Consider the following 20646-nt stretch of genomic DNA (forward strand, 5'->3'; position numbering starts at 1 on the left):
GCGCCGAAGGGCACAGCCGCAGTGGGCCGCCGGACGGCACGCCGAGCGGGCATGAGCCGGGGCTGAGCCGGGGCCGGGCCGGGCGCGGGCTACCCCTTGAGGCCGCTCGATGTGATCGACTGGATGAAGGTCTTCTGGGCGAACAGGAACGCGAGCAGGACGGGCAGCACGGTGATCATGTTGCCCGCCATGACCGCCGACCACCTGGTGTGATGCTGGCCCTGGAAGGTCGTCAGGCCCAGTTGCAGGGTGTACTGGGTGTCATGGTTGATGGCGATCAGCGGCCAGGTCAGGTCGTTCCACGTGGTGAGGAACGTCAGCACGGCCACGGTGCTCAGGGCGGGCCGGGACAGCGGCAGCACGATCCGCCACAGCACGCCCAGCCGTGAACAGCCGTCCAGCCACGCCGCCTCCTCCAACTCCCTGGGCAGCGACAGGAAGAACTGGCGCAGCAGGAACACGGCGAACGGTGTGACCAGCGAGGGCACGATCAGCGCGCCCAGCGAGTCGATGAGTCCCAGTCGCTTCATGACCAGGAAGGTCGGGATCATCGTCAGCTGGAACGGTATGGCCATCGTGGCGAGCATGAGCGCGAGCAGCACCCGGGAACCGGCGAACCGCATACGGGCGAAGGCGTAGCCGCCCAGGGAGCCCAGCACCAGGTTGGACGCCACCGCGGTCACGGACACGATCAGCGAGTTGGCGAACCACCGGGGGAACATCGCGTTGCCGATCACGTACCGGTAGCCGCCCAGGTCGATCCCCGACGGCCACAGCGCGGGCGGGAACCGGTTGATCTCGGCGTCACTCATGACGGAGCTGAGCAGCAGCCAGATCAGCGGAATCGCGAACACCAGGCAGAGCGGAGCGAGCAGGAGATGCCAGGGGCTGAACGGCAGCCGGTTCCGGCGCCGGCCCGGTTCCGCGGCCTGCCCGGCGGGCACGGGCCCGGCGGTGTCGGCGTACACGACGGTCGAGGAGGAGGCGGGCGTGGAGGATGCGGTCGTCATCGTGCGGCTCCTTCGAGGCGCCGGTCCGGGCGGGCCCGGTCACGCAGCGCGCGCGTCAGCCGGGGGACCGCCGCGAGCAGCAGCAGCGCGATGGCCAGGGCGTACGCCGCAGCCGCGCCGTAACCGGCCGTGAAGTTCTTGAACGCCTGCTCCCAGATGAAGTAGACGATCACGGTGGTGGAGCCCAGCGGGCCGCCCTTGGTCGTGACGTAGACGAGGTCGAAGACCTGCAGGGACGTGATGGCCTGCCACAGCAGGAGGAAGACCATGACCGGTCCGAGCGAGGGGAGAACGACATGGCGTAGCAGTTGCAGGCGCCCGGTCCCGTCGAGGCGGGCCGCTTCGATGAGGGAGGGCGGGACGTCCTGCAGAGCCGCCAGCAGAACCACCACGCAGAAGCCGGTGCCGCTCCACAGGGAGATCGCCAGCAGCGCGAACAACGCCTGGCCCGGATCGTTGAGGAAGCCCTGCGGGGAGATGCCGAACGAGTTCAGGACGGCGTTGGCCGCGCCGAACTCCGGGTCGAGGATGAAGGAGAACAGCACCCCCTGGGCCGCGGCCGAGATGACGAACGGCACGAAGATGAGCGTCCGGTAGAGCCCGACCAGCCGGATGCGCCGGTTCAGGGCGAGGGCGAGGAACAGCCCGATGCCGATGCTCAACGGCACGTAGAGAGCCGTGTACAGGACGGTGTTGCGCACCGCCTGGTCGAAGTGGGGGTCCTGGGCGAGAGCGCGGTAGTTGTCCAGGCCGACCCACCGGCTGGGGGTCACGAGGTCGTCGGCCTGGAAGGACAGGAGCAGCGACCAGACGACGGGGACGACGCTCAGCCCGAGGATGACGAGGACGGACGGCGCGACGAACGCCCAGGCGGTCGCCGTCTCCCGCCGCAGCCTTCGTCGGGGGGAGCGGCCACCCGGTGGGATGTCCGGGGCCGGGTCGCCCTTGCCGAGGAGGGGGCGTGTCCGCGTACGGGGACCGCGCTTCTCGCCCCGGTCCGCGAGGGTCAGGGGGGTGGGCAGGCGGGACATGGCAAGTCCTCTCAACGCGGGATGAGCAGGGCGGCGTTGGCTTCGTCCACGCAGTCGCGCAGGGCCTCGGCAGGGGAGCCGCGGCCGAGGAGCACGGCGGTGATGGCCTGGCCGAGTGCCTGCGAGATCTGCGGATACGCCGGATGCACCGGGCGCACCCGCGCCGATTGCAGGGTCTTGGTGAACACCCGCAACCCTGGGGTGTCGTCCTCCTGCTTCCGCCACTGCGGCAGCGCCTGCGTGCCCTTGCTCATGGGCAGGCTGCCGGCGTGGATGTCCCACTGCACGTCCTGGGCGGGCCGCGACAGCCAGGTCACGAAGGTGCGGGCGGCTTCGACGCGGGCGGATCCGTTGTCGAAGACGGTCCAGGTGTCGGGCCCGGAGATGGTGATGGGCTTTCCGCTGTAGCTGGGCAGCGGTACGACGTGGTAGTCGACCTTGGCCTGCCGGATGTCGGGGAGTTGCCATGGTCCGGTGACGGCCATGCCCATGCGGCCCGAGAGGAAGACCCGGTACATCTGTTCGCTGCCGGGCTTGGAGTCGATGTAGACGCTCCGAGTCTTCACGAGGGCCTCCACCGTCTGCAGGGCCCTGAGACCGGTGTCCTCGAAACCGATGCGTCGTCCGTCCTCGGTGGTGACGTCACCCCCGAGGTCCCAGATCATCGGCCACAGCCGCCACACGGTGTCCTCGTCGCCCACGCCGGGCCAGCCGGTGCCGAAGACGCCGCGCGCACGGTCGGTGAGCTTGGCCGCCGTCCTGGTGAAGTCGTCCCAGCTCCAGCCGGCGCGGGGCAGCGGCAGGCCCGCGTCGCGGAAGAGCTTCTTGTTGCACACGACCGCCAGTGAGTCGATGAGTGCGGGTGCGGCCCGCACCTGGCCGTTGAGGGTGACCGCATCGCGGGCCGGCGCCCAGAAGTCCTGCCAGGGAACGGGACCGGAGTGGAACGTGTCGGTCAGGTCCACCACGGAGGGACTGCGGGCGACGCTCGCCAGGTCGGAACCGAAGATGTAGGCGATGTCGGGGAACGAACCGGAGGCGAGGGCGGCGGTGATCTTCTGCAGCATCGCGTCCGACAGGACTCCGCCACCGAGGTCGACCCGGATACGAGGATGGGTCCGGTTGAACTTCGCCGCCAGGTCCTCGATCGCCGCACGGCCGGTGTCGGTCTGCCCGTGCCACACCTCGATCCTGACCCGGCCGTCGGCGTCGACACCGCTCCCCGGTCCCGCACACGCCGACAGCGCGGCGGTCGCGGCGGCTGCTCCCGCGACAGCCGTGCCCCGTCGCAGCACCGTGCGACGCGTCGGTAGTGCGGGAGTGCCGCTCGGGTGATGTGCTGCGGCCATATGAGCCCCCAGGAGTACGTGCGTGAGGCGGGTACGGGACGCCGTCGAGGGGCGCCACGACACAACCGTCGGTGCGGGTCGGTGAGGTGACGCGCGTTGCTGCCGGCAGTACTGCCGGCGGAGGTCGCCCACGGTGGGCGGTGCGCGGTGCGGCGCCGAGGCGATCAGCGGGTACGGCGGCGTACTTCCGGAGAAGTCGGCTCCTGGAACCCGGTCGCGATCATGCGGTCGCCGAAGGGGGGCACGCGGGGGAGGAGGAACATGATGAGCTCCACAGACCGGGGGGTACGTCCCCGCCTCGGATTCCGCCGCTGTGCGGCCGTCCTGGCGACTTTGTCCGGGCTCACGGTGCGTGGACCGTCTACCGGCTGGGCGTCCCTCTCGCGCCAGGTGCTCGGCTGGCGTTGGATGGAGTAAAGCGACCCGGTCCGGGCGTGTCAAGAGCCGCTGGGCAGGCCTTCGTCGGAGGTGGCAGGCCCTTTCGGTCCGGACCGCGCGTCACTCCCGTACGCGTGCGGCGGTCTTCAGGGCCGGCCGAGCAGGCGGTGGAGCGAGGCCTTCAGACTCGCCACGAAGGAGTCACGGGTCGCGTCGTCGAGGAGGTCCAGGGACAGATACGGGTTCAGGTCCTCCAACTCGACCAACAGCAGTCCGCCGTCCGGGGCGCGGCAGGCGTCGACGCGCTGGATGCCGTGGTCGATGTCGTTCCAGTCGATGAAACGGCCGGCGAAGTCCAGGTCGGCGGGCGTGGGTTCGTAGCGTTCGAGATGCCAGCGCCGGTCGGGTCGGGGCGCGTACAGGGCGTACTGGAAGGTGTGGTCGACGTAGTAGAACGACACCTCGTACCGGAAGTCGATGCGCGGCTGGACGAGTACACCGGAGCCCTCGTCGTACGCCAGGGTCCGCAGCCGCTCCCGGGACACGAACTCCAGGCCGATCGAGTCCGCGCCCAGCTTCGGTTTCACCACGTACTCGGCCGTCTCCGGGAGCAGCCCGAGGTCCTGCGGGCGGTCGACGGTCGGGATCACGGGAAAGCCCTGGGCGGTGAGGTCGAGGAGGTACCGCTTACCGGCCTGGTCGCCCTTGCCCGTCAGCTGGGTGCAGACCGGTACACCGCGGGCCGTCGCCCGCTCGCGGAAGTCGTCGTACGCGGCCTGGTGGTGCAGGACGGGCCCGCTGTTGCGGACGACGACCGCGTCGAAGCCGGGGGAGTCCACCAGCGCGGGGGCGTCGAGCGGATGGCACAGCGCGAGGTCGAAGTCCTCGCGGAGCCGGGAGGTCAGGAAGATGTCCTCGTCGCAGTACCGGCGACCCCGGGCCTGGTAGGCCAGATCCGTCACGAACAGCAGTCTGGGCCGGCCGGCGGCCATGGATACTCCCGGGGTCTCGGTGTCCGTTCCGATGTCCGGCACGGTGTCTGGCCTCCCATTACACACCGGCCGCTTCCGCTCGCGGGGTGGCGGGCCCGGGTCGGGCCGGGGCCCGGCGGTGCCCGGGAGGTGCCCGCGAGGTGTCTGGCCACGCGCGGAGCGGAGTTGGCCGGATGAGGACTGCGTGAACCGTTGACTAGAAAGCGCTTACCGAATACGTTCCGGTTCATCAGCGTGACCCGCATCCGGTACCGCGAACGCGACACGCGCCAACCAGCTCCGCCCCCGGTCTGCGGTTCCGGCCCCACCCGGAACCGCAGACCGGGACAGCACCCATGAACGCGCTGACACCCGGCGGCCGGTCGGACCTCTTCTTCCCCCATGGAGGTCCGCTCGGGCGCCGGACGCGTGTGTGTCGGGGGGGTGAGGATGTCCTGTCGGGACGTACCGAAGCCCGGCCGGCCCGCCGCGGGACTGTGCGACGGGCCGTACCGCTTCTCTCAGGCGATCTCGACGCTGAGTTGGGAACCCAGTTCCTCGAAACCCAATGCGGCCGCCACGCGCCGGGAGGCGGACGGGCGCGCGCGCCACTGCGGCAGCAACCCGTCGGCGAGGGCGTGCGCGACCGCCGCTGAGCCCGTCACCCGTGCCAGTCCCCGCCCGCGCGCTTCCGGCGCCGTCAGTACAGCGACATGGGCCGTCCGCCTCGGCCAGGCCCGGTATCCCGCGGCGGCAACCACCCGCCCGTGCTCGCGCACCACGAACGCGGGCGACGTCATCTCGTCCAGCGCAGCCTCACCGGCGTCGTCGCGACCGGCCACCTGCTCCAGGCTCCGTACATCCGCATGAGTGGAACCCGGCAGTTGCTCCACCGTCCACGCGCCGGATTCCGCCGGCCGGAATCGCGCGTCGCACACATAGGCCAGCGCAGCCGGTCCGAGCATCCGAGCGACGGGCAGGGCCTCCCGGACCAGGACGCTGTCCACGACGGCCTCCACCGGCAGCCCCCTCAGTGCGTCACGCACGATCCGGGCGGTACGGTCGCTCGGCGCGGTCACGATCGCTGATCCGCCCAGAGCCACCACGCCGACCCAGCCGGCCGGGCACAGCCCGGACCTCGGGGAGACCACCACGTCCACACCGCCCGGCGGGGCGAACGACACCGGCACCCGGGCCAGGTCCTCCCAGAGCCCATGGGCCCGGACCACCAACGGATCCATTGTCACGACCCCGATCCCGCCGGCCGGAACAAGCCGCCGACCTGCGAATGCGCGAGAAGCATCGGAAAAACCGAGTCCAGACGTCTCACCCGGTTCGGTGCGCGCGGGTCGGCACCACAGCCACCGGTTTCGTTCAGGGGCCCATCCTCGCCCGGTGTTTCGTTTGCGGTGCAGCGTGACGCCAGCACCGCGGGAAACATTGACCTTGTGCCGGCGGCGTCCGTACGGCGGCCCTCTCGCTCCGGCGACTTGAGTCCTGTCGCCGGTCGGGAGCGCTCGGCTCGACTGGCGACCTGGACCCTGCCGCCCGTCGGGTAAAGGTTCCACGCTGACGCCGTGAGGACACGCGGCAGGGCTCGTGCTGTCGGCGGCACGAGCCCGGCTGCAGACGACCGAGAAGCGGTTCGAGGCGGCACGGAGCATCGCACCGAGTTCCGGACGCCCGCCGGACGATGCGCCGCCGCTGTTCCGGACCGCGAGCATCGGCGTTCCGACGGGCCGACACCTGTCACGTGTTCAGGGTATGAGAGGGCAGGACGCCGTAGGCGGCGCGATAGGCGGCGGCGAAACGACTGGGTTGGTGAAAGCCCCAGCGGGTGGCGATGCCGGTCACCGTGGCGCCGGTGCCGGGATGGGCCGAGCGCAGTTCCCGGTGAGCGTGTGCGAGGCGCACCCAGCGCAGGTGGGCGGTGGGCGTGGTGTCGAGGTGGCGACGGAAGGCGTACTGCAGAGCACGAACGGTCACATGGGCCGCGGCGGCGATGTCGGCGACGGTGATGGGCTCCGCGGCATGGTCGTCGATGTAGGCGGTGGCCCGGCGCAGGGTGCGCGAGTGGGCGTCCTTGCTGTCCTGTGCGGCCGGATCGGTTCGGGCCGAGTGAGGGAAGGCCGCAAGAACACTGGCGGCCAGCATCTGAGCGCCGGCTGACACGACCAGCGGCTCCTCGCAGAGGGCGGGGTCGGAGATCACGTGATCGCGCAGGTGGACGATGAGGCGCTTCAACTGGTCGGCCGCGCCCCGCGAATGCGGCCGATGGCCGGTCAGCCGCACCGGGCCGCCGGACGGCTCGGGGTCGGCGACCTGGTTCAGCAGGTGGGGATCCAGCAGGGTGACGTTGTAGCGGGTTCCGCAGATGCGCCCCGAGTACGGCAGGTCCGGCGGTGCCAGTAGCGCGATGTCACCTGGGCCGTATGTGTCCTTGACACCGTGGAACGTGTTGTCCGCGACCGTACCTTCGTGAACCATGCACAGACTGAGCTTGCCCAGCGGTGTCACCGCGTAGCTCATCTCGTAGTTGAAATCGAGTTCGTCCACGCTGACCGACGGCATGGCGTTGCGGCGCATACGCGTTCTGATGCCCGCGGCGCCGCTGTGGCCGATGCGCAGGCGGGCGTACGCCTGGCTGAGGAAGTCCTCTGTGATGCCCAAGTCATCACTGTCGAACACCAGTGAGTTCATCGTTTCCCCGTTCCAGCGGATATGCGCTGCCACCGCAGCTCGACACCACTAGACCAGAAAAGAATATTCGTCATACGAACCCGGAAAAAGGGCACCTGAAACGGCTGAAACAATGAGTGTTTTTCGATGGCGTCTCGACCGAGCGAAGGAATGGGCACACGCCGAGGGGGCCACGGTTCCTGCCAGGTCCACCTTTCGCGGCCCGGGACTTCACAGCCGCTGTCTTGCGCGCGAGACCACCGACCTGGTGCACGGAGGAAACGTGCACCAGGTCCGGCTGTCACCGGCCCGGAAGCGCAGGAGAAGTCATGCTCTCGGGCGGTGGCGCGGGTCAGAGCGGGTTCACCGCCACGAACGAACTGTCCTGCCGGAAGAGGTCGGTGCCGTCCGACGGGTCCACGCGCAGCTGGTAGTTGTAGTGGCGCAGGTAGTAGCCGGGATAGTTGTACGACTCCAGCCGTACGGAGCCGGTGGCGCTGCCCGTCCTGGCGATGAACGTGGCGTCCCTGGCGAACGTGGACGAGCCGTTGTTCGCGTCGAAACGGCCCCGGAAGTCCCAGTGCCGCAGGTAGTTGCCGGCCGAGTTGCGGAAGGAGTAGCCGTTCCCGTCGGCGAGTCCCGCCACGACGGTGAACGTGGACGCCTGCTTCTCCGCGGTCGTGCTGGAGGAAGTCACCACCGGGAGGTTGAGCAGGGCGGACTGGTCCTGCCAGTAACGGGTGGTGTAGTTGCCCGACCGGATCGAACGGGTGACCCCCGTCGGCAGGCTCACCCCGCCGGAGACCGTCTCCTTGATCACGGTGAAGTGACGCGCGGTACCGGAGATGCCCGGCAGTGCCCGGGGCGCGCTCCAGGTGGCGAAGCTGTCGTAGCTGTCGCTGTAGTAGTAACTGCCGTCGCCGTACCCGTCGAAGAAGATCCGCCACGCGCCGTTGTCGAGCTGTATCAGCGCGGCGCCCTCACGTGTGCCGCCCCAGCCCGCCCAGTTGCCGGTCCGGCTGATCGTGTACGGCCCCGTGAGCGCGCTTGCCGTGGCGTACTCGATGTACTTCGACGTCTCGTTCTTCGTGAACGCGTGGTACGTCGAGCCGGTCCGCACCACGAACGTGTCGATGTGGTTGGTGCCGATGCCGGACAGCGCCACGGGTGAACTCCACGCCGTGAGAGCCGAGTTGCTGGCCCTGAGCCGGTAAGGGGTGAATATCCACTCGTCGTTGGTGGTCGAGCAGGACACCAGGATGTTCACGCTGCCGTCGCTGTCGACGAACCACTCCGGCGCCCACGCGCGCGACAGATTGGTGATCGGGACCGGATAGTCGTACAGGAACGTCCAGTTGCTCCGGTCCGAACTGCGGGCGAAGCCGATGGTGGTGCTGGTGTCCTGCCAGGTGTGCGTGGTGTAGGTGACGTAGTAGTAGCCGTCGGTGTGCTTGAAGATGCTGGCGTCGCGGATCCGGTTGGCGGGCGGGGTGTACGCGGAGGCCTTGAGGAGCCGGAAGTCCGTCGCGTCGTCCGACTGGTAGACGTTCACCGTGCCGTCGTTGCTGTTGAGGAACGGCACGATGGTGTAGCGGGTCGCGGAGCCGCTGGGCGGCGCGGCCGCCGCGGCCGAACCGAGCAGACCCGGCAGCCCGCCCACGACGAGCGCCGAGGTGGGCAGGGCGGCCATCGCCCGCAACAGGCTCCGGCGCGAGAGGGCGAAGGGCCGGGGCGCGCCGGTCGCGTCCGGCGAGGCGGCGGGTCCGGTGAGGCCGGTGGATCCGGCGGGTCTGTCTGGCGTGATCATGTGCGGCTCTCCTAGTTGGCGTGTGCCTGCCGTTCGTGTCGTGCGCTGAGCTGTGCCGTGCCGGTGGTGCCGGTTGTGCGGGCCCCGTGGGCCCCGGGGTCGTCCGTCCCTGGGCCCACGGGGTGGTTCAGGTGGAGTGGAGCGGTCCGGGCGGCCGGTTCAGAACCTGGCGCCGATCGACGTACCGTCCCGGGGGACCAGGAAGTCCCGGGCCGGTGGCAGTGAGCCGTCGGGCGTGCGCGGGCCGGTGACGGCGCCCGTGTCCGTGCTCACGACCGACGACTCGCCCCATGTGCCGCCCAGATCCCAGGAGTTGCCCGAGGACGTGGTGCCGACGCCGAGGGCGGCGGCCCGGGCGTCCGCGACGGAGAGGTTGGCGGTGAGGACCGCCGTCCCGCCCGATCCGTCGGCGTCGAAGCCCGTGCCCGCGTTGCGGAACGTCGTGTCGCGGCTCAGGGCGAGCGCGCCCGGATTGCCGTTGTCGGTGACGCCGTGCGCCGCGTTGCGGTACGCGACCGAGTTGCGCAGTGTGTGCGCCACCGACGGGGCCGGACTGCCACCGCCCAGCTTGAAGCCGTTGCCGTCGCCCGCGAAGTCGGGAAAGCCCCAGCGGTTGAAGCCGTTGCCGTACGCGATCGTGTTCTCCACCACGATCGGCGAGGTGAACTTCCAGGCGTCGTAACCGTCGTCCACGTTGTTCCACAGTCGCGCGCCCCGCACGACGTTGCCCGTTCCGCTGCCCTCCTTGATGGCCAGCCCGTCGGCGCTCTCCCCGTTCTTGCGCGGGTCGCGGTTGCCGTAACTGTCCAGGTTCAGGATCTGGTTGCCGGCGGAGGCACCCTGGAGCTGGAAGCCGGACTCGTAGTTGTCGTGCGTGGTGAGACGGGAGAACACGTTGTTGCCGCAGCCGTCGCAGTAGTAGCCGTACGGCCCGTTGACGATCTCCAGGCCGGAGACCTTCCACCAGGAGGCCTCCTGGTGGATCGCGCCGCGCTCGGCACGCGGGATGCTGCCGCCGACCGGTGTGTGACTGGCCGGCAGCTGTTCGCCGTCGACGACGACCCGCTCACCCTGGTACGCGCCGAGGGAGATCGGCTGCGACGCCGTTCCCGAGGCGGAGATGGTGATGTTGTCGGTGAGGGCGTAGGTGCCGCCGCGCACGGCGATGACGTCGCCCGGCTGCGCCCTGTCGACGGCCTTCTGGATGGTCCGCAGCGGTTGTCCGAGTGTGCCCGCGGCGGAGTCGTTCCCGTCGACGGCCACCACGATGGTCGACGCGGCCGCCGCCGGAGCCGGGGTCACCGCCGCCGCCAGTACGACACTCAGCGCTGTCCCTGTGAGCATGCCCGCGATGCGCACGAGGCCTCCTTGTCTGCCGATCCGTACGTTGTCGCGGATCAGTGGTCACCCACACCGGGTTGGTTGCCGGGGCACGCACTCGCCTTGGTCTGTCGAGCCGTCGATATATCGAACAAGGTTCGGTAAGTCGGTCAGAACGTAGAGCGCGGCCGTGACCACGTCAATAACTTCGACACGCCCCGTCCCTTGGGATCCGGTCAGTCACCTGGGATCCGGTTGGTCACTTGGGATGCGATCGGCCACGTGGGACCTGTTCGGTCGCTTGGAACCCTTTCGCCCCTTGAGGCCCGCTTGCTCCGCCCGGTGTTTCCGCCGGGTTTGGCGTGGCGGTGTCCGGCTACCCGGACCATGTGTCAGTAACAGAGCTGCAGGAACTCGTTCGTTTCCTTGAGGACCGGTTCGCCTGTGCGCAGGCCTGCACCGAGTGCGCACGGGTGTGTGCCCTGCGCGCGAGCCTCGCCGACCTCGACGGCCCCGAGGACCAGCAACTGATCCGGCACAAAGGCATCCTGTGCGCGGAGGTCTGCGACACGACGTGCCGTTTCCTGGCGGAACAGGTCACGCAGTCCGAGGACTCGATGCGTGTCCAGGTCGAGTGGTGCCGCACCGTGTGCCTCGAAACCGCCGGCGTTCTCGACCTCGACCCCGGGTCCGAGGAGAGCGCACAGTCCTGTCGCGACTGTGCCCGCGCCTGCTCGGAGTTCCTCACCCGGTTGAGGTGATCCGGTTGAGGCGACCCGGTCGAGGTGGCCCACCTGGGCACACTCGGCCGCCCGGGCGCGGTGAACCACCCGGACACGTCGTCGGCATTCCCTATTTCTGGAACAGGTTCTACGGTGTGCGCCGTCAGGTCCGGGTGGCCCGAGCAGTGGGCCGGGGAACCAGGGAGGCGCCGTGCATCTCGAATACACGCCGGAGCAGCAGCGGTTGCGCACCGAGCTGCGCTCCTACTTCGCCGAACTCGTCCCGGACGGCGCGCACGCCCTCCCTCGTCGCCCTGAGGGTGGGGGAGGAGTCCCGGACGACGACCCGGCCGTACAGAAGCGCTTCTACCGCGACACCATCCGCCGGCTCGGCTCCGACGGCTGGCTCGGGGTGGGCTGGCCGAAGGAGTACGGCGGGCGCGGTCTGACGCCGATGGAGCAGTTCATCTTCTTCGACGAGGCCGCCCAGGCCGGCGTACCGCTGCCGCTGATGGCGCTGAACACGGTCGGTCCGACGATCATGAGGTTCGGCACGGACGAGCAGAAGGCGTACTTCCTGCCGAAGATCCTCTCCGGTGAGATCGACTTCGCGATCGGCTACAGCGAACCCGACGCGGGCACGGACCTGGCCGCCCTGAAGACGAGGGCGGTCCGGGAGGGCGACGAGGAGAGCGGCCACTACACGGTCGACGGGCAGAAGATCTGGACGACGAACGGCGACACCGCCGACTGGGTGTGGCTCGCCGTCCGCACCGACCCCGACGCACCGCCGCACAAAGGCATCACCATGCTCCTCGTGCCGACCTCCGACCCCGGCTACTCCTGCACGATCATCAACACCCTCGCCTCGCACGACACCACCGCCAGCTACTACGAGAACATCCGCGTCCCCGTCTCCCGCCGCGTCGGCGAGGAGAACAAGGGCTGGCGGCTGATCACCAACCAGCTCAACCACGAGCGCGTCACACTCGCCGCCCACGGCACCATGGCCATCCGCGCCCTGCACGACGTCCAGCGCTGGGCCATGGAGACCAAGCTCGCCGACGGCCGCCGTGTCGTCGACCTCCCCTGGGTGCGCCGGAGCCTCGCCCGGACCCACATCAGGCTCGACGCGATGAAACTCCTCAACTGGCAGATGGTGAACGCCGTCCACGAGGGCACCCTCACCCCGCAGGACGCCTCCGCGGTCAAGGTGTACGGGTCGGAGGCCCGCCGTGACGCGTACGCCTCACTCATGGAGGTCGTCGCCGCCGCGGGCGCGCTCAAGGAGGGCTCGGCGGGCGCGGTGCTCCACGGCGCGCTGGAGCGCGGCTACCGCTCGGCCGTCATCTTCACCTTCGGTGGTGGCAACAACGAGATCCAGCGGGAGATCATCTCGTGGATCGGCCTCGGGATGCCGAGGGTGCGGCGCTAGCGTGATGTGACGAGGACTCATGGTCGGCACCGCCGTTCGTCAGCGGGGCCTCGCGCACGCGAGACCCCGCGAACGGCGGCCCACGACCGTCCGCGACGGGGTCAGACGGTGAGTACGAGCTTGCCCTGGAGGTGACCGGCGTCGAGCAGCCGGTGTGCGTCGGCGACGCGCTCGAACGGGAACGTCTCCTGCACATGGACCCGGAGTCTGCCCTGTTCCACGAGTTCGACGAGACCTCGCAGGGCGACCGGATCGGGGTCGACCGCGATACCGCTGAAGCGCATGCCGGCCGCCTCGTACCCGGCGATCAGCTCCGCGTCCTCCTCGGCGACCGCCGTCACCAGGTGACCACCGGGGCGGAGCACCTTCAGCGACCGTTCGACGGTGTCGCCGCCGATCGTGTCGAGCACGACGTCGATGTCGCGGACCGCCTCCGTGAAGTCGACCGCCGTGTAGTCGATCACCTCGTCGGCGCCGAGCCCCTCGACGAACCTCCGCTTGCTCCCGCCGGCGGTCGTGATCACGTGAGCGCCGAGCGCCTTCGCGATCTGGATCGCGACGTGGCCGACCCCGCCACCACCGCCGTGGACCAGGACGCGGTCGCCCTCGGTCACGCCGCCGAGGTCCACGAGGCCCTGCCATGCCGTCAGCCCGATCGCCCTGACGCGGACGAGGACCTCGCTGGGGAGGGGCCGGGGCTCGGGCGCGTCCACGATCGTGAGCACCTCGGGACCGCCGAGCGACTGCTGGGTGATGACTCGCATGACTCTCCTGGCTTCGAAAGGGGGAGAGAACCCAGGCTAGGTTTCCGACAGGTACCAGCAGGTGCCCAAGGCGCCCAGGAGGGTCCGAGGAGCCGGCGGGTACCTTTGGAACCATGAGCGGTTTCGGTCCCGGTGGTCCCTTTCTCGCGGACTGTCCGGCGCGTCTGGCGGTCGAGCTGATCGCCGACAAGTGGTCGGCGGTCGTGCTCTACGGTCTCAGTGAGGGCCCGGTGCGCCATGGCGAGCTGATCGGCCTGATCGGCGGCATCTCCCGCAAGATGCTCACCCAGACGCTCCGACGGCTTGAGGCGCACGGACTCGTCCACCGCCACGCCTACGTCGAGGTGCCGCCCCGCGTCGAGTACGAACTCACCCCGCTCGGGGCCACGTTGATCGAACCGATCCACATGCTGACCGAGTGGGCGAGGGCGAACGGCGACGCGGTACTCGACGCGCTCGACGCCGGTCCCGAGCCGGCCGCCTCCAGCGACTGAGGGCTCCGCCACGGCACAGGGCTACGCCTCTCTTCACCAGTCGGCGGATCCGTGTCCGGGTCCAGCGCCAGGTTCGTGGCCGCGGCGTGGGCCAGTTCCTCGTCGTCGAGGAGCGCTGCCAGCCGGGACCGCGACTCGGGATCGTCCACCAGCCGGACGCGCTGGGCCGGATCGACATGGGGGTTACGGGCGAAGAAGCTGCGCGTGTGGGTGTCCGGGTGCTCGATCACCGCGTCGATGACGGCGTCGGGCAGGATCCGGTCCCGGCACAGCAGCATCCGTACGGCGAGCGGAGCGTCGGAGAGCAGCCGCAGGAGGACTCTCTCCGGCACGGACGGGTTGAGAGGCGGCCCGGCGAGCCGACGGGCGGGAAGATCGGCGTCCGCCCGGACCTGCTCAGGCGTCGGCATGCCGTGTGCCCCCAAGGCGTCGACAGGCCTGGTGGAGACCTGATCCACGACCGTGTCCGCCTTGTGCGGCGACGGGCAGAGGCCGTCCCGATGACGCCTCGGCGCGGAGCGGGAGCTCGGCTGTCTACCGGTTCTGCTGGGACGGCGCCGGTTCGGTGCGGGTGGCGGTCATGTCCAGCAGGAGCATGGCGTCGTGGTCGGGGGTGCCCGGTTCGGCGGTGTAGACGCCGAGGCGGTGGCCGGGGGTGCCTTCGAGGGCCATGCCCTGGAAGGCGAGGGTGATCCGGCCGACCTGGGGGTGCTGGAAGGTCTTGGTGGTGACCTTGCGGCCCGTGACGTCGTAGCGCTCCCACAGTCCGGCGAAGGCCGGGCTCTTCAGGAGTAGTTCGCCGACGAGCTGGGTGAGGTCGGGGGCATCCGGGTCGGTGCCGGCCAGGGCGCGCAGGCGGGCGACGCAGTGGCGGATCTGGTTGTCCCAGTCGGGGAGGACCTCGCGGGCGGCGGGGTGGAGGAAGAGGTAACGGCCGAGGTTGCGCCGGGTGGAGGGCCACTCCTCGATGCCCGCGTACAGGGCGAGGCCGCCGGGGTTGTGGGCCAGGACGTCCATGCTGCGGCTGACGACGTAGGCCGGGCTCGGGCGCACCGTTTCCAGCAGCAGTCTCAGCTGCGGGCGCACGGTACGACTGGGGGCCGGAGCGGGTCGGGACGTACGGCGGGCGGCGTGGACCGCCAGGTCGCGCAGGTGCTCGTGCTCGGCGTCGTCGAGTTGCAGGGCGCGGGCGAGGGCGTCGACCACGGCGGGACTGGGGCGGGTCTCCTTGCCGCGTTCCATGCGGGTGTAGTAGTCGATGCTGACTCCGGCGAGCGTGGCCAGCTCCTCGCGGCGCAGTCCCGGGGTGCGGCGCACCCCGGGGCCGGGAGTGAGGCCCGCCGACCGAGGGCTGGTCTGGGTGCGGCGGGCGCGCAGGAAGCGCCCCAGTTCCTCGCCGACGCTGTGCTGCTCCGATGCCATATCGCCAGTGTCTCTCCGCCGCCGGTGGGACATGCACGTGGAGGGAGGCCCTGTCACACCCCCGCTGGCCACCCCCCGGCACATCTCGGCCTGCCTCCGACGGGCACGAAGGGGCAGGATCGACGGTGTCGCACCGTGTCCGGGGGCCCGGCACGCCGCCCCTGGCTCCTCTCCGATGGCGTGCCGCTCTTGTGCGGGGAACGGTGGACGTGATGAACGGCGACGCGGCTGGTCGGAGCCCCGGCCTGCGGCTCCACGGACGGGAAGGGAAGACGATGACGTACTGGAACGGCCCGGATCTCGACAGGATCGCCACGGCCGAGGAGCTGGACCTGTCGTCCGAACGGTCGAGCACGTCCTGACCGAGCGGGCCCGCGCCGCCACCCTGCGCCTCGAACCCCGCTGACCGGACGGAGGCCCACCGGCGCCCCCTACCGGCGCACAAGGCCGCAGAGGCAGGGCGCACAAGGCCGCCGAGGCAGCCACAGCCGCCGAAGCAGCCACAGCCAGCACAGCTGCCACAACTGTCACGACAGTCACAGCAGTCACGAAAGGCAAGATCTTCCATGCGTGCCACCTTCATGTACGGCCCCGGCGACGTCCGGGTCGAGAACCTGCCCGACCCGGTCGTCGTCGAGCCCACGGACGCGATCGTCCGGATCACCCTGGCCTGCGTCTGCGGCTCCGACCTGCACCCGTACCACTCGATGGACAGGACCGACGAGGGCGTGCCCATGGGGCACGAGTTCCTCGGCGTCGTCGAGGAGACCGGGTCCGAGGTGACCGGTCTGAAGCGCGGTGACTTCGTGGTCTCCCCGTTCGCCTTCGCCGACAACACCTGTCCGATCTGCCGGGACGGCTTCCACACCGCCTGTCCGCACGGCGGCTGGTACGGCGCCGGTGGTGTCGGGGGCGCGCAGGCCGAGGCCATCCGCGTACCGCAGGCCGACGGCACCCTGGTCAAGCTCCCCGCGGAGGTGGACGCGGCACTGCTGCCCTCGCTGCTCGCCCTGAGCGACGTCTACCTCACCGGCTACCACGCCGCCCACATGGGCCGGGTCGAGCCCGGCAAGACCGTCACCGTGATCGGCGACGGCGCCGTCGGTCTGTCCGCGGTGCTGGCCTCGCGCCGCATGGGCGCCGAGCGGATCATCCTCATGGGCCGCCACACCTTCCGTACCGACCTGGGCAGGGAATGGGGTGCGACCGAGGTGGTCGCCGAACGCGGCGAGGAGGGCATCGCCGAGGTGATGGACCTGACCGGCGGCGCGGGCTCCCACATCGTCCTGGAGGCCGTCGGCCTGATGCCCGCCTACGAGCAGGCGTACGGCATCGTCCGGCCCGGCGGGATCATCTCCCGCGTCGGCGTGCCCCAGTACGAGGAGGCCCCCGTCGGCTTCGGCTCCCTGTTCGGCAAGAACGCCGGCCTCACCGGCGGCCCCGCCCCCGTACGCGCCTACATCGAGCAGGTCATCCCCGACGTGCTGGAAGGCCGCATCGACCCGGGCCGGGTGTTCGACGCGGAGGTCGGCCTGGACCGGGTCGCCGACGCGTACCAGGCCATGGACGACCGCAGCCGCCTCAAGGTCGCGGTACGCCCGTGACCGTCCACGAGCCCGGCCCCGCCCACGCCCCAGGGCCATGCTCGACCCGGCCGACGGCCTCGCTCCGGTGACCCGCGGCGCATGCCCGCGGTGACCACCCCGAACGCAACCCGACAGGAGAATGACGCAACCATGAAGCACATCAAGCTCGGTGACCTACAGGTCTCGCGCATCGGCCTGGGCGCGATGGGCATGTCCCACGGTCTGACCGGCGCGGGAAGCGACGACGCGGAATCCATCCGCACCATCCACCGCGCCGTCGACCTCGGCGTCACGCTCATCGACACCGCGGAGATCTACGGCCCCTACATCAACGAAGAGCTCGTCGGACAGGCCCTCAAGGGGCGCCGTGACCAGGTCGTGCTCGCCACCAAGTTCGGCATGATCGACCACGGCGGTGCCGGCGCCTGGAACCTCGACTCCGGGCCCGCCAACATCCGCACATCCGTGGAAGGCTCCCTCAAGCGGCTCGGCACCGACCACATCGACCTCTACTACCAGCACCGGGTCGACCCGAAGACTCCCATCGAAGAGACCGCGGGAGCCGTCGCCGAACTGGTCGCCGAGGGCAAGGTCCGTCACTTCGGCCTGTCCGAGGCAGGCCCGGACACCGTCCGCCGCGCGCACGCCGTCCACCCCGTCACCGCCGTGCAGTCCGAGTACTCGCTGTGGACCCGCGGGATCGAGGACCGGGTCCTGCCCGTCCTGCGGGAACTGGGCATCGGCCTGGTGCCGTTCTCGCCGCTGGGCCACGGCTTCCTCACCGGTACCGTCCGCAGCGAGGACGACTTCGAAGAAGGCGACTTCCGGCGCGGCAACCCGCGCTTCACCTGCGAGAATTTCCGCCGCAACCTGGCACTCGCCGACGAGGTCCAGGCCATCGCCGCGGAGGTGGGTGCCACACCCGCGCAGGTCGCCATCGCCTGGCTCCTCGCCCAGGGCGACGACATCGCCCCCATTCCCGGAACCAAGCGCGTGATCCGAGTCGAGGAGAACACCGCCGCCGACGCTCTCCAGCTCGGCCCCGAGGTCCTGGCGAAGCTCTCCGGCCTCCCGCCGGCCGCCGGAGACACCCACACCGAAGCGGGCCTGCGCATGCTCGAACGCTGACCCGCTACCCACCGCCCATCGAGCACGCAAGCGCACGGAAGCGCATGAGAGCGTACGAGAGCAAGGAGCACCGCATGGAGTTCGTGAAGCCACGGCCCACCGGCAAGGGCCCCGAGGACTGGTTCGACGGAGACGTCTGGTTCGACGTCATCCAGGCCGGCCAGGAGCCCTCCCGCCTGCGCGCCAACATGGTCCGCTTCGCCCCGGGCGCCCGTACGGCCTGGCACCGTCACACCGTCGGGCAGACCCTCCACGTCGTCGCGGGCACCGCACTGGTCGGCACCCGTGACGGCGTCGTCTTCGAGGCCCACCCGGGCGAGACGGTGACCTGCCCGCCCGGCGAGGAACACTGGCACGGCGCCACCGCCGACCGGTTCATGCAGCACATCGCCCTCTGGGACGGCACCGCACCCGACGACGACCACCCCGAGACCACCTGGCTGGAACACATCACGGACGAGCAGTACGACGCCCCGCGCACCCGCGCCCACTGACCGCGTCCCGCGAGGGATGAGCCGCCCGTGCCGAGGTGACGACAGTCGCCGTCAGATGGAGGTGCCGACGAGGAACTCGTCGTGCGCCCCGTGGACGCGCGCGATGACGTCGGTGGCGGCGAGCGGCCGGGGCGCGGTGGCGAACAGCGGCGCCAGACCCTCGACGGCCTCGTCGGCGCGAGGCCGCCACTTCGTCACCCACTCGTCGAGCACACCGGTCAGGTCCGGCTTCCGCTCGATCGCGTAGCCGGTCAGGGCCTGGGTCCAGTCCCGGCTGCGGCGGGCGTCCCTGTCGAACTCGGTGCACAACTCTGCGAGGAACCGGTCCCCGTTGGCCTCGGCCAGCCTGCCGAACACCTCGTTGACGAGGGTGTCCACCGCCGGTTTGACCGCGATGTCGAGCCCGACGAAGGCCTCCCCCCAGTCGTAGGCGATCAGGAGGTGCTCCAGGGTCTGCCGCAACGGCTGCCAGGCGTGACCGTCCTCCCAGGCCCCGCGGGCGGTGGCGGTCAGCGCGAGGTCGTCGCCGTGGGCGTCGGCCAGCACCTTGGTCCAGTAGGCGATCCGCTGGATCCGGCGCATCTCGTCGGCGGCCTGGAAGTGCGCGCAGTTGGTGATGTACGACGAGGGTGCCATCTGCCCGACGTACAGACTGACCATCTGCAGTACGTGCAGCGGGAAGCGCAGGGGGACGAACAGGGTCCGTAGTGTGCCCACCCAATCAGGGTCCAGGGCCGCCACGGATTCGTTCTCCTCGTGCCGGTCGACGAGGGCGTCCAGGTAGATCTCCCGGTCGTGCTGGAGCGCGACGTAGTCGCGGTAGGTCAGTTTGGCGGGATCGCGGAAACCCTCCCAGTCGTCCACCTGCAGCGGCGATCCCTCGCGGTGGGCGAGGTACCACTTGTTCAGCGTCCACTCGGGGTCCATCTCGAACGGGACCGGATCGCGCCGGAAGTGGTAGTGGAACCTGCCGGTGACCACCTCGTACGGTGTCGGCTTGCGCCGGACGTCGCCGAACATGCTCCAGGTCTTCTGCCGCCGCCTGTTCGATGCACTCGTCACGGCTCAGTCCTGCCTCTCCAGGTACCAGACCAACTGGTCGTCCGTCTGCTTGAGGCGCCCGGCGAACGCCGCCAGCGCGGGCTCCAGTCCGCTCAGCGGGAACGCCCGGCCCAGCTCCTCCTCCAGGCTGTCGCGCGTCAGCACACAACGCCGGGGGACACTGATCCGTACGTATCCGGCCTGGTCGTCGACGACCACCTCGGAGCCGGGGTTGTCCCGTTCGATCGCGGCGGCCACCGCCTCGGCGAGGTCGCCGTCGATACCGCGGATCACGGGCCCCACCAGCTTCTCGGCTTCGGCGTCGGTGCGGGTGCCGGTGTCGGGTACGGTCATCGTCTCGTCCTCACGCTCACGCTTCTCGGCAGCGGTTGTAGTGGCTCTCGCCGTCCCGCGGGATCCCGATCCGCACCGCACCGCCGTCGGTGGCCCGGACCGGGTACCGGTAGAGCCGGCAGCCGGACGGGTTGATGCCCGCGCCGGAGTTCAGGTCGAACTCCCAGCCGTGTCCGGAGCAGGTCAGCGTGCCCGCCTCCTCGTCCCACTTGCCGTAGGACAGCGGGAACTCCTGGTGCGGGCAAGCCCCTTGGTAGGCGGAGAAGGTTCCGTCGAGGTGGTGCACGACGAGCACCTGCTCACCGGCGACCTCCGCGTCGACGAGATCGCCCTCCCACAACCCTTCGGCCTCCGGCACGTCGAACCACTGCACCGGGGCGTCGTTCATGACGCGTACCCCACTTCCACCACGTCCAGCGGCTTCATTCCCGCGCTCACCACGGTGGCGTCGTCGGGCAGCGTCCGCCCGTCGTGCCGGACCCGTAGCGGGCGGTCCTGCGCCGCCACCCGGCGGTCGACCACGTGATGGGCCACCTTGTCGGCGACCACCGTCATCGGGTCCGTGTCGTCCACCGGTACCAGCAGCACCACGAAGTCCCCGTCGAACACGGCCTGCAGGGGAAACAGCGCCATTGCCGATCATTCCTTCCGTCCGAGTCGT

At 70.1% G+C, this 20646-nt stretch carries 21 protein-coding genes; 7 read left to right on the forward strand and 14 right to left on the reverse strand.

Annotated elements, in window-relative coordinates; all coding sequences use genetic code 11:
• Nucleotides 1-89: 89 nt before the first annotated feature.
• From OHS59_RS40045 to OHS59_RS40080, 8 genes are all read right to left on the reverse strand, one after another.
• Complete coding sequence (locus tag OHS59_RS40045) at nt 90-1010, reverse strand: carbohydrate ABC transporter permease (protein ID WP_328498223.1); 921 nt, start codon at nt 1008-1010, stop codon at nt 90-92.
• The gene (locus OHS59_RS40050; RefSeq protein WP_328498224.1) at nt 1007-2041 is read right to left on the reverse strand and encodes a carbohydrate ABC transporter permease; all 1035 of its coding nucleotides are present in this window, start codon (nt 2039-2041) and stop codon (nt 1007-1009) included. Before OHS59_RS40050 ends, OHS59_RS40045 begins: the two co-directional genes overlap by 4 nt.
• An 11-nt stretch (nt 2042-2052) precedes the next feature.
• Nucleotides 2053-3390: an ABC transporter substrate-binding protein gene (locus OHS59_RS40055; protein ID WP_328498225.1), complete on the reverse strand. Its 1338-nt coding sequence runs from the start codon at nt 3388-3390 to the stop codon at nt 2053-2055.
• 524 nt (nt 3391-3914) lie between these two features.
• Nucleotides 3915-4760 (reverse strand): hypothetical protein, encoded by an 846-nt coding sequence (locus OHS59_RS40060; RefSeq protein ID WP_328499541.1) that lies wholly within the window; start codon nt 4758-4760, stop codon nt 3915-3917.
• 500 nt (nt 4761-5260) lie between these two features.
• Nucleotides 5261-5986, reverse strand: a complete 726-nt coding sequence (locus tag OHS59_RS40065) for a GNAT family N-acetyltransferase (protein ID WP_328498226.1) — start codon at nt 5984-5986, stop codon at nt 5261-5263.
• Between the two features lie 502 nt (nt 5987-6488).
• Entirely contained in the window at nt 6489-7409 is a 921-nt protein-coding gene (locus OHS59_RS40070) for a helix-turn-helix transcriptional regulator (RefSeq protein WP_328498227.1), read from the reverse strand.
• Nucleotides 7410-7770: 361 nt separating this feature from the next.
• Nucleotides 7771-9108 (reverse strand): AbfB domain-containing protein, encoded by a 1338-nt coding sequence (locus OHS59_RS40075; protein ID WP_328499542.1) that lies wholly within the window; start codon nt 9106-9108, stop codon nt 7771-7773.
• Between the two features lie 276 nt (nt 9109-9384).
• Nucleotides 9385-10569, reverse strand: a complete 1185-nt coding sequence (locus OHS59_RS40080; protein ID WP_443061675.1) for a right-handed parallel beta-helix repeat-containing protein — start codon at nt 10567-10569, stop codon at nt 9385-9387.
• Between the two features lie 365 nt (nt 10570-10934).
• Here OHS59_RS40080 and OHS59_RS40085 point away from each other — a divergent pair, with 365 nt between their 5' ends.
• Both OHS59_RS40085 and OHS59_RS40090 read left to right on the forward strand, forming a co-directional pair.
• Nucleotides 10935-11306, forward strand: coding sequence for a four-helix bundle copper-binding protein (locus OHS59_RS40085; RefSeq protein ID WP_328498229.1), 372 nt, complete (start codon nt 10935-10937; stop codon nt 11304-11306).
• 172 nt (nt 11307-11478) lie between these two features.
• Entirely contained in the window at nt 11479-12702 is a 1224-nt protein-coding gene (locus OHS59_RS40090) for an acyl-CoA dehydrogenase family protein (protein WP_328498230.1), read from the forward strand.
• Nucleotides 12703-12803: 101 nt separating this feature from the next.
• Here OHS59_RS40090 and OHS59_RS40095 read toward each other — a convergent pair whose 3' ends face one another.
• Complete coding sequence (locus tag OHS59_RS40095; RefSeq protein WP_328498231.1) at nt 12804-13466, reverse strand: NADP-dependent oxidoreductase; 663 nt, start codon at nt 13464-13466, stop codon at nt 12804-12806.
• A 113-nt stretch (nt 13467-13579) separates the two neighbouring features.
• On the opposite strand from OHS59_RS40095, the gene OHS59_RS40100 reads away from it, so the two are divergent.
• Nucleotides 13580-13960 carry a winged helix-turn-helix transcriptional regulator gene (locus OHS59_RS40100; RefSeq protein ID WP_328498232.1) on the forward strand — a complete coding sequence of 127 codons (381 nt, stop codon included), beginning with the start codon at nt 13580-13582 and terminating at the stop codon, nt 13958-13960.
• A 534-nt stretch (nt 13961-14494) separates the two neighbouring features.
• On the opposite strand, the gene OHS59_RS40105 is transcribed toward OHS59_RS40100, so the two are convergent.
• The gene (locus tag OHS59_RS40105; RefSeq protein WP_328498233.1) at nt 14495-15382 is read right to left on the reverse strand and encodes a helix-turn-helix transcriptional regulator; all 888 of its coding nucleotides are present in this window, start codon (nt 15380-15382) and stop codon (nt 14495-14497) included.
• Between the two features lie 212 nt (nt 15383-15594).
• On the opposite strand from OHS59_RS40105, the gene OHS59_RS40110 reads away from it, so the two are divergent.
• From OHS59_RS40110 to OHS59_RS40125, 4 genes are all read left to right on the forward strand, one after another.
• A complete protein-coding gene (locus OHS59_RS40110; RefSeq protein WP_328498234.1) occupies nt 15595-15744 on the forward strand; it encodes a hypothetical protein in 150 nt (49 codons plus the stop codon).
• A gap of 204 nt (nt 15745-15948) precedes the next feature.
• Nucleotides 15949-16986 carry an alcohol dehydrogenase catalytic domain-containing protein gene (locus OHS59_RS40115; RefSeq protein WP_328498235.1) on the forward strand — a complete coding sequence of 346 codons (1038 nt, stop codon included), beginning with the start codon at nt 15949-15951 and terminating at the stop codon, nt 16984-16986.
• Nucleotides 16987-17118: 132 nt separating this feature from the next.
• A complete protein-coding gene (locus OHS59_RS40120) occupies nt 17119-18096 on the forward strand; it encodes an aldo/keto reductase (RefSeq protein WP_328498236.1) in 978 nt (325 codons plus the stop codon).
• 74 nt (nt 18097-18170) lie between these two features.
• Nucleotides 18171-18590 carry a (R)-mandelonitrile lyase gene (locus tag OHS59_RS40125; protein WP_328498237.1) on the forward strand — a complete coding sequence of 140 codons (420 nt, stop codon included), beginning with the start codon at nt 18171-18173 and terminating at the stop codon, nt 18588-18590.
• Nucleotides 18591-18641: 51 nt separating this feature from the next.
• Here OHS59_RS40125 and OHS59_RS40130 read toward each other — a convergent pair whose 3' ends face one another.
• The 4 genes from OHS59_RS40130 to OHS59_RS40145 are packed head-to-tail and all read right to left on the reverse strand — an operon-like array spanning nt 18642 to nt 20618.
• Nucleotides 18642-19652 (reverse strand): hypothetical protein, encoded by a 1011-nt coding sequence (locus OHS59_RS40130; RefSeq protein ID WP_328498238.1) that lies wholly within the window; start codon nt 19650-19652, stop codon nt 18642-18644.
• A 3-nt stretch (nt 19653-19655) separates the two neighbouring features.
• Complete coding sequence (locus OHS59_RS40135; RefSeq protein ID WP_328498239.1) at nt 19656-19985, reverse strand: MmoB/DmpM family protein; 330 nt, start codon at nt 19983-19985, stop codon at nt 19656-19658.
• A gap of 16 nt (nt 19986-20001) precedes the next feature.
• Nucleotides 20002-20373, reverse strand: coding sequence for a Rieske 2Fe-2S domain-containing protein (locus tag OHS59_RS40140; RefSeq protein ID WP_328498240.1), 372 nt, complete (start codon nt 20371-20373; stop codon nt 20002-20004).
• Nucleotides 20370-20618, reverse strand: a complete 249-nt coding sequence (locus OHS59_RS40145; protein WP_328498241.1) for a toluene-4-monooxygenase system B family protein — start codon at nt 20616-20618, stop codon at nt 20370-20372. The genes OHS59_RS40140 and OHS59_RS40145 overlap by 4 nt, the downstream gene beginning before the upstream one ends.
• Nucleotides 20619-20646: the final 28 nt, after the last annotated feature.

The sequence above is a fragment of the Streptomyces sp. NBC_00414 genome, from assembly GCF_036038375.1.
GTDB lineage: Bacteria > Actinomycetota > Actinomycetes > Streptomycetales > Streptomycetaceae > Streptomyces.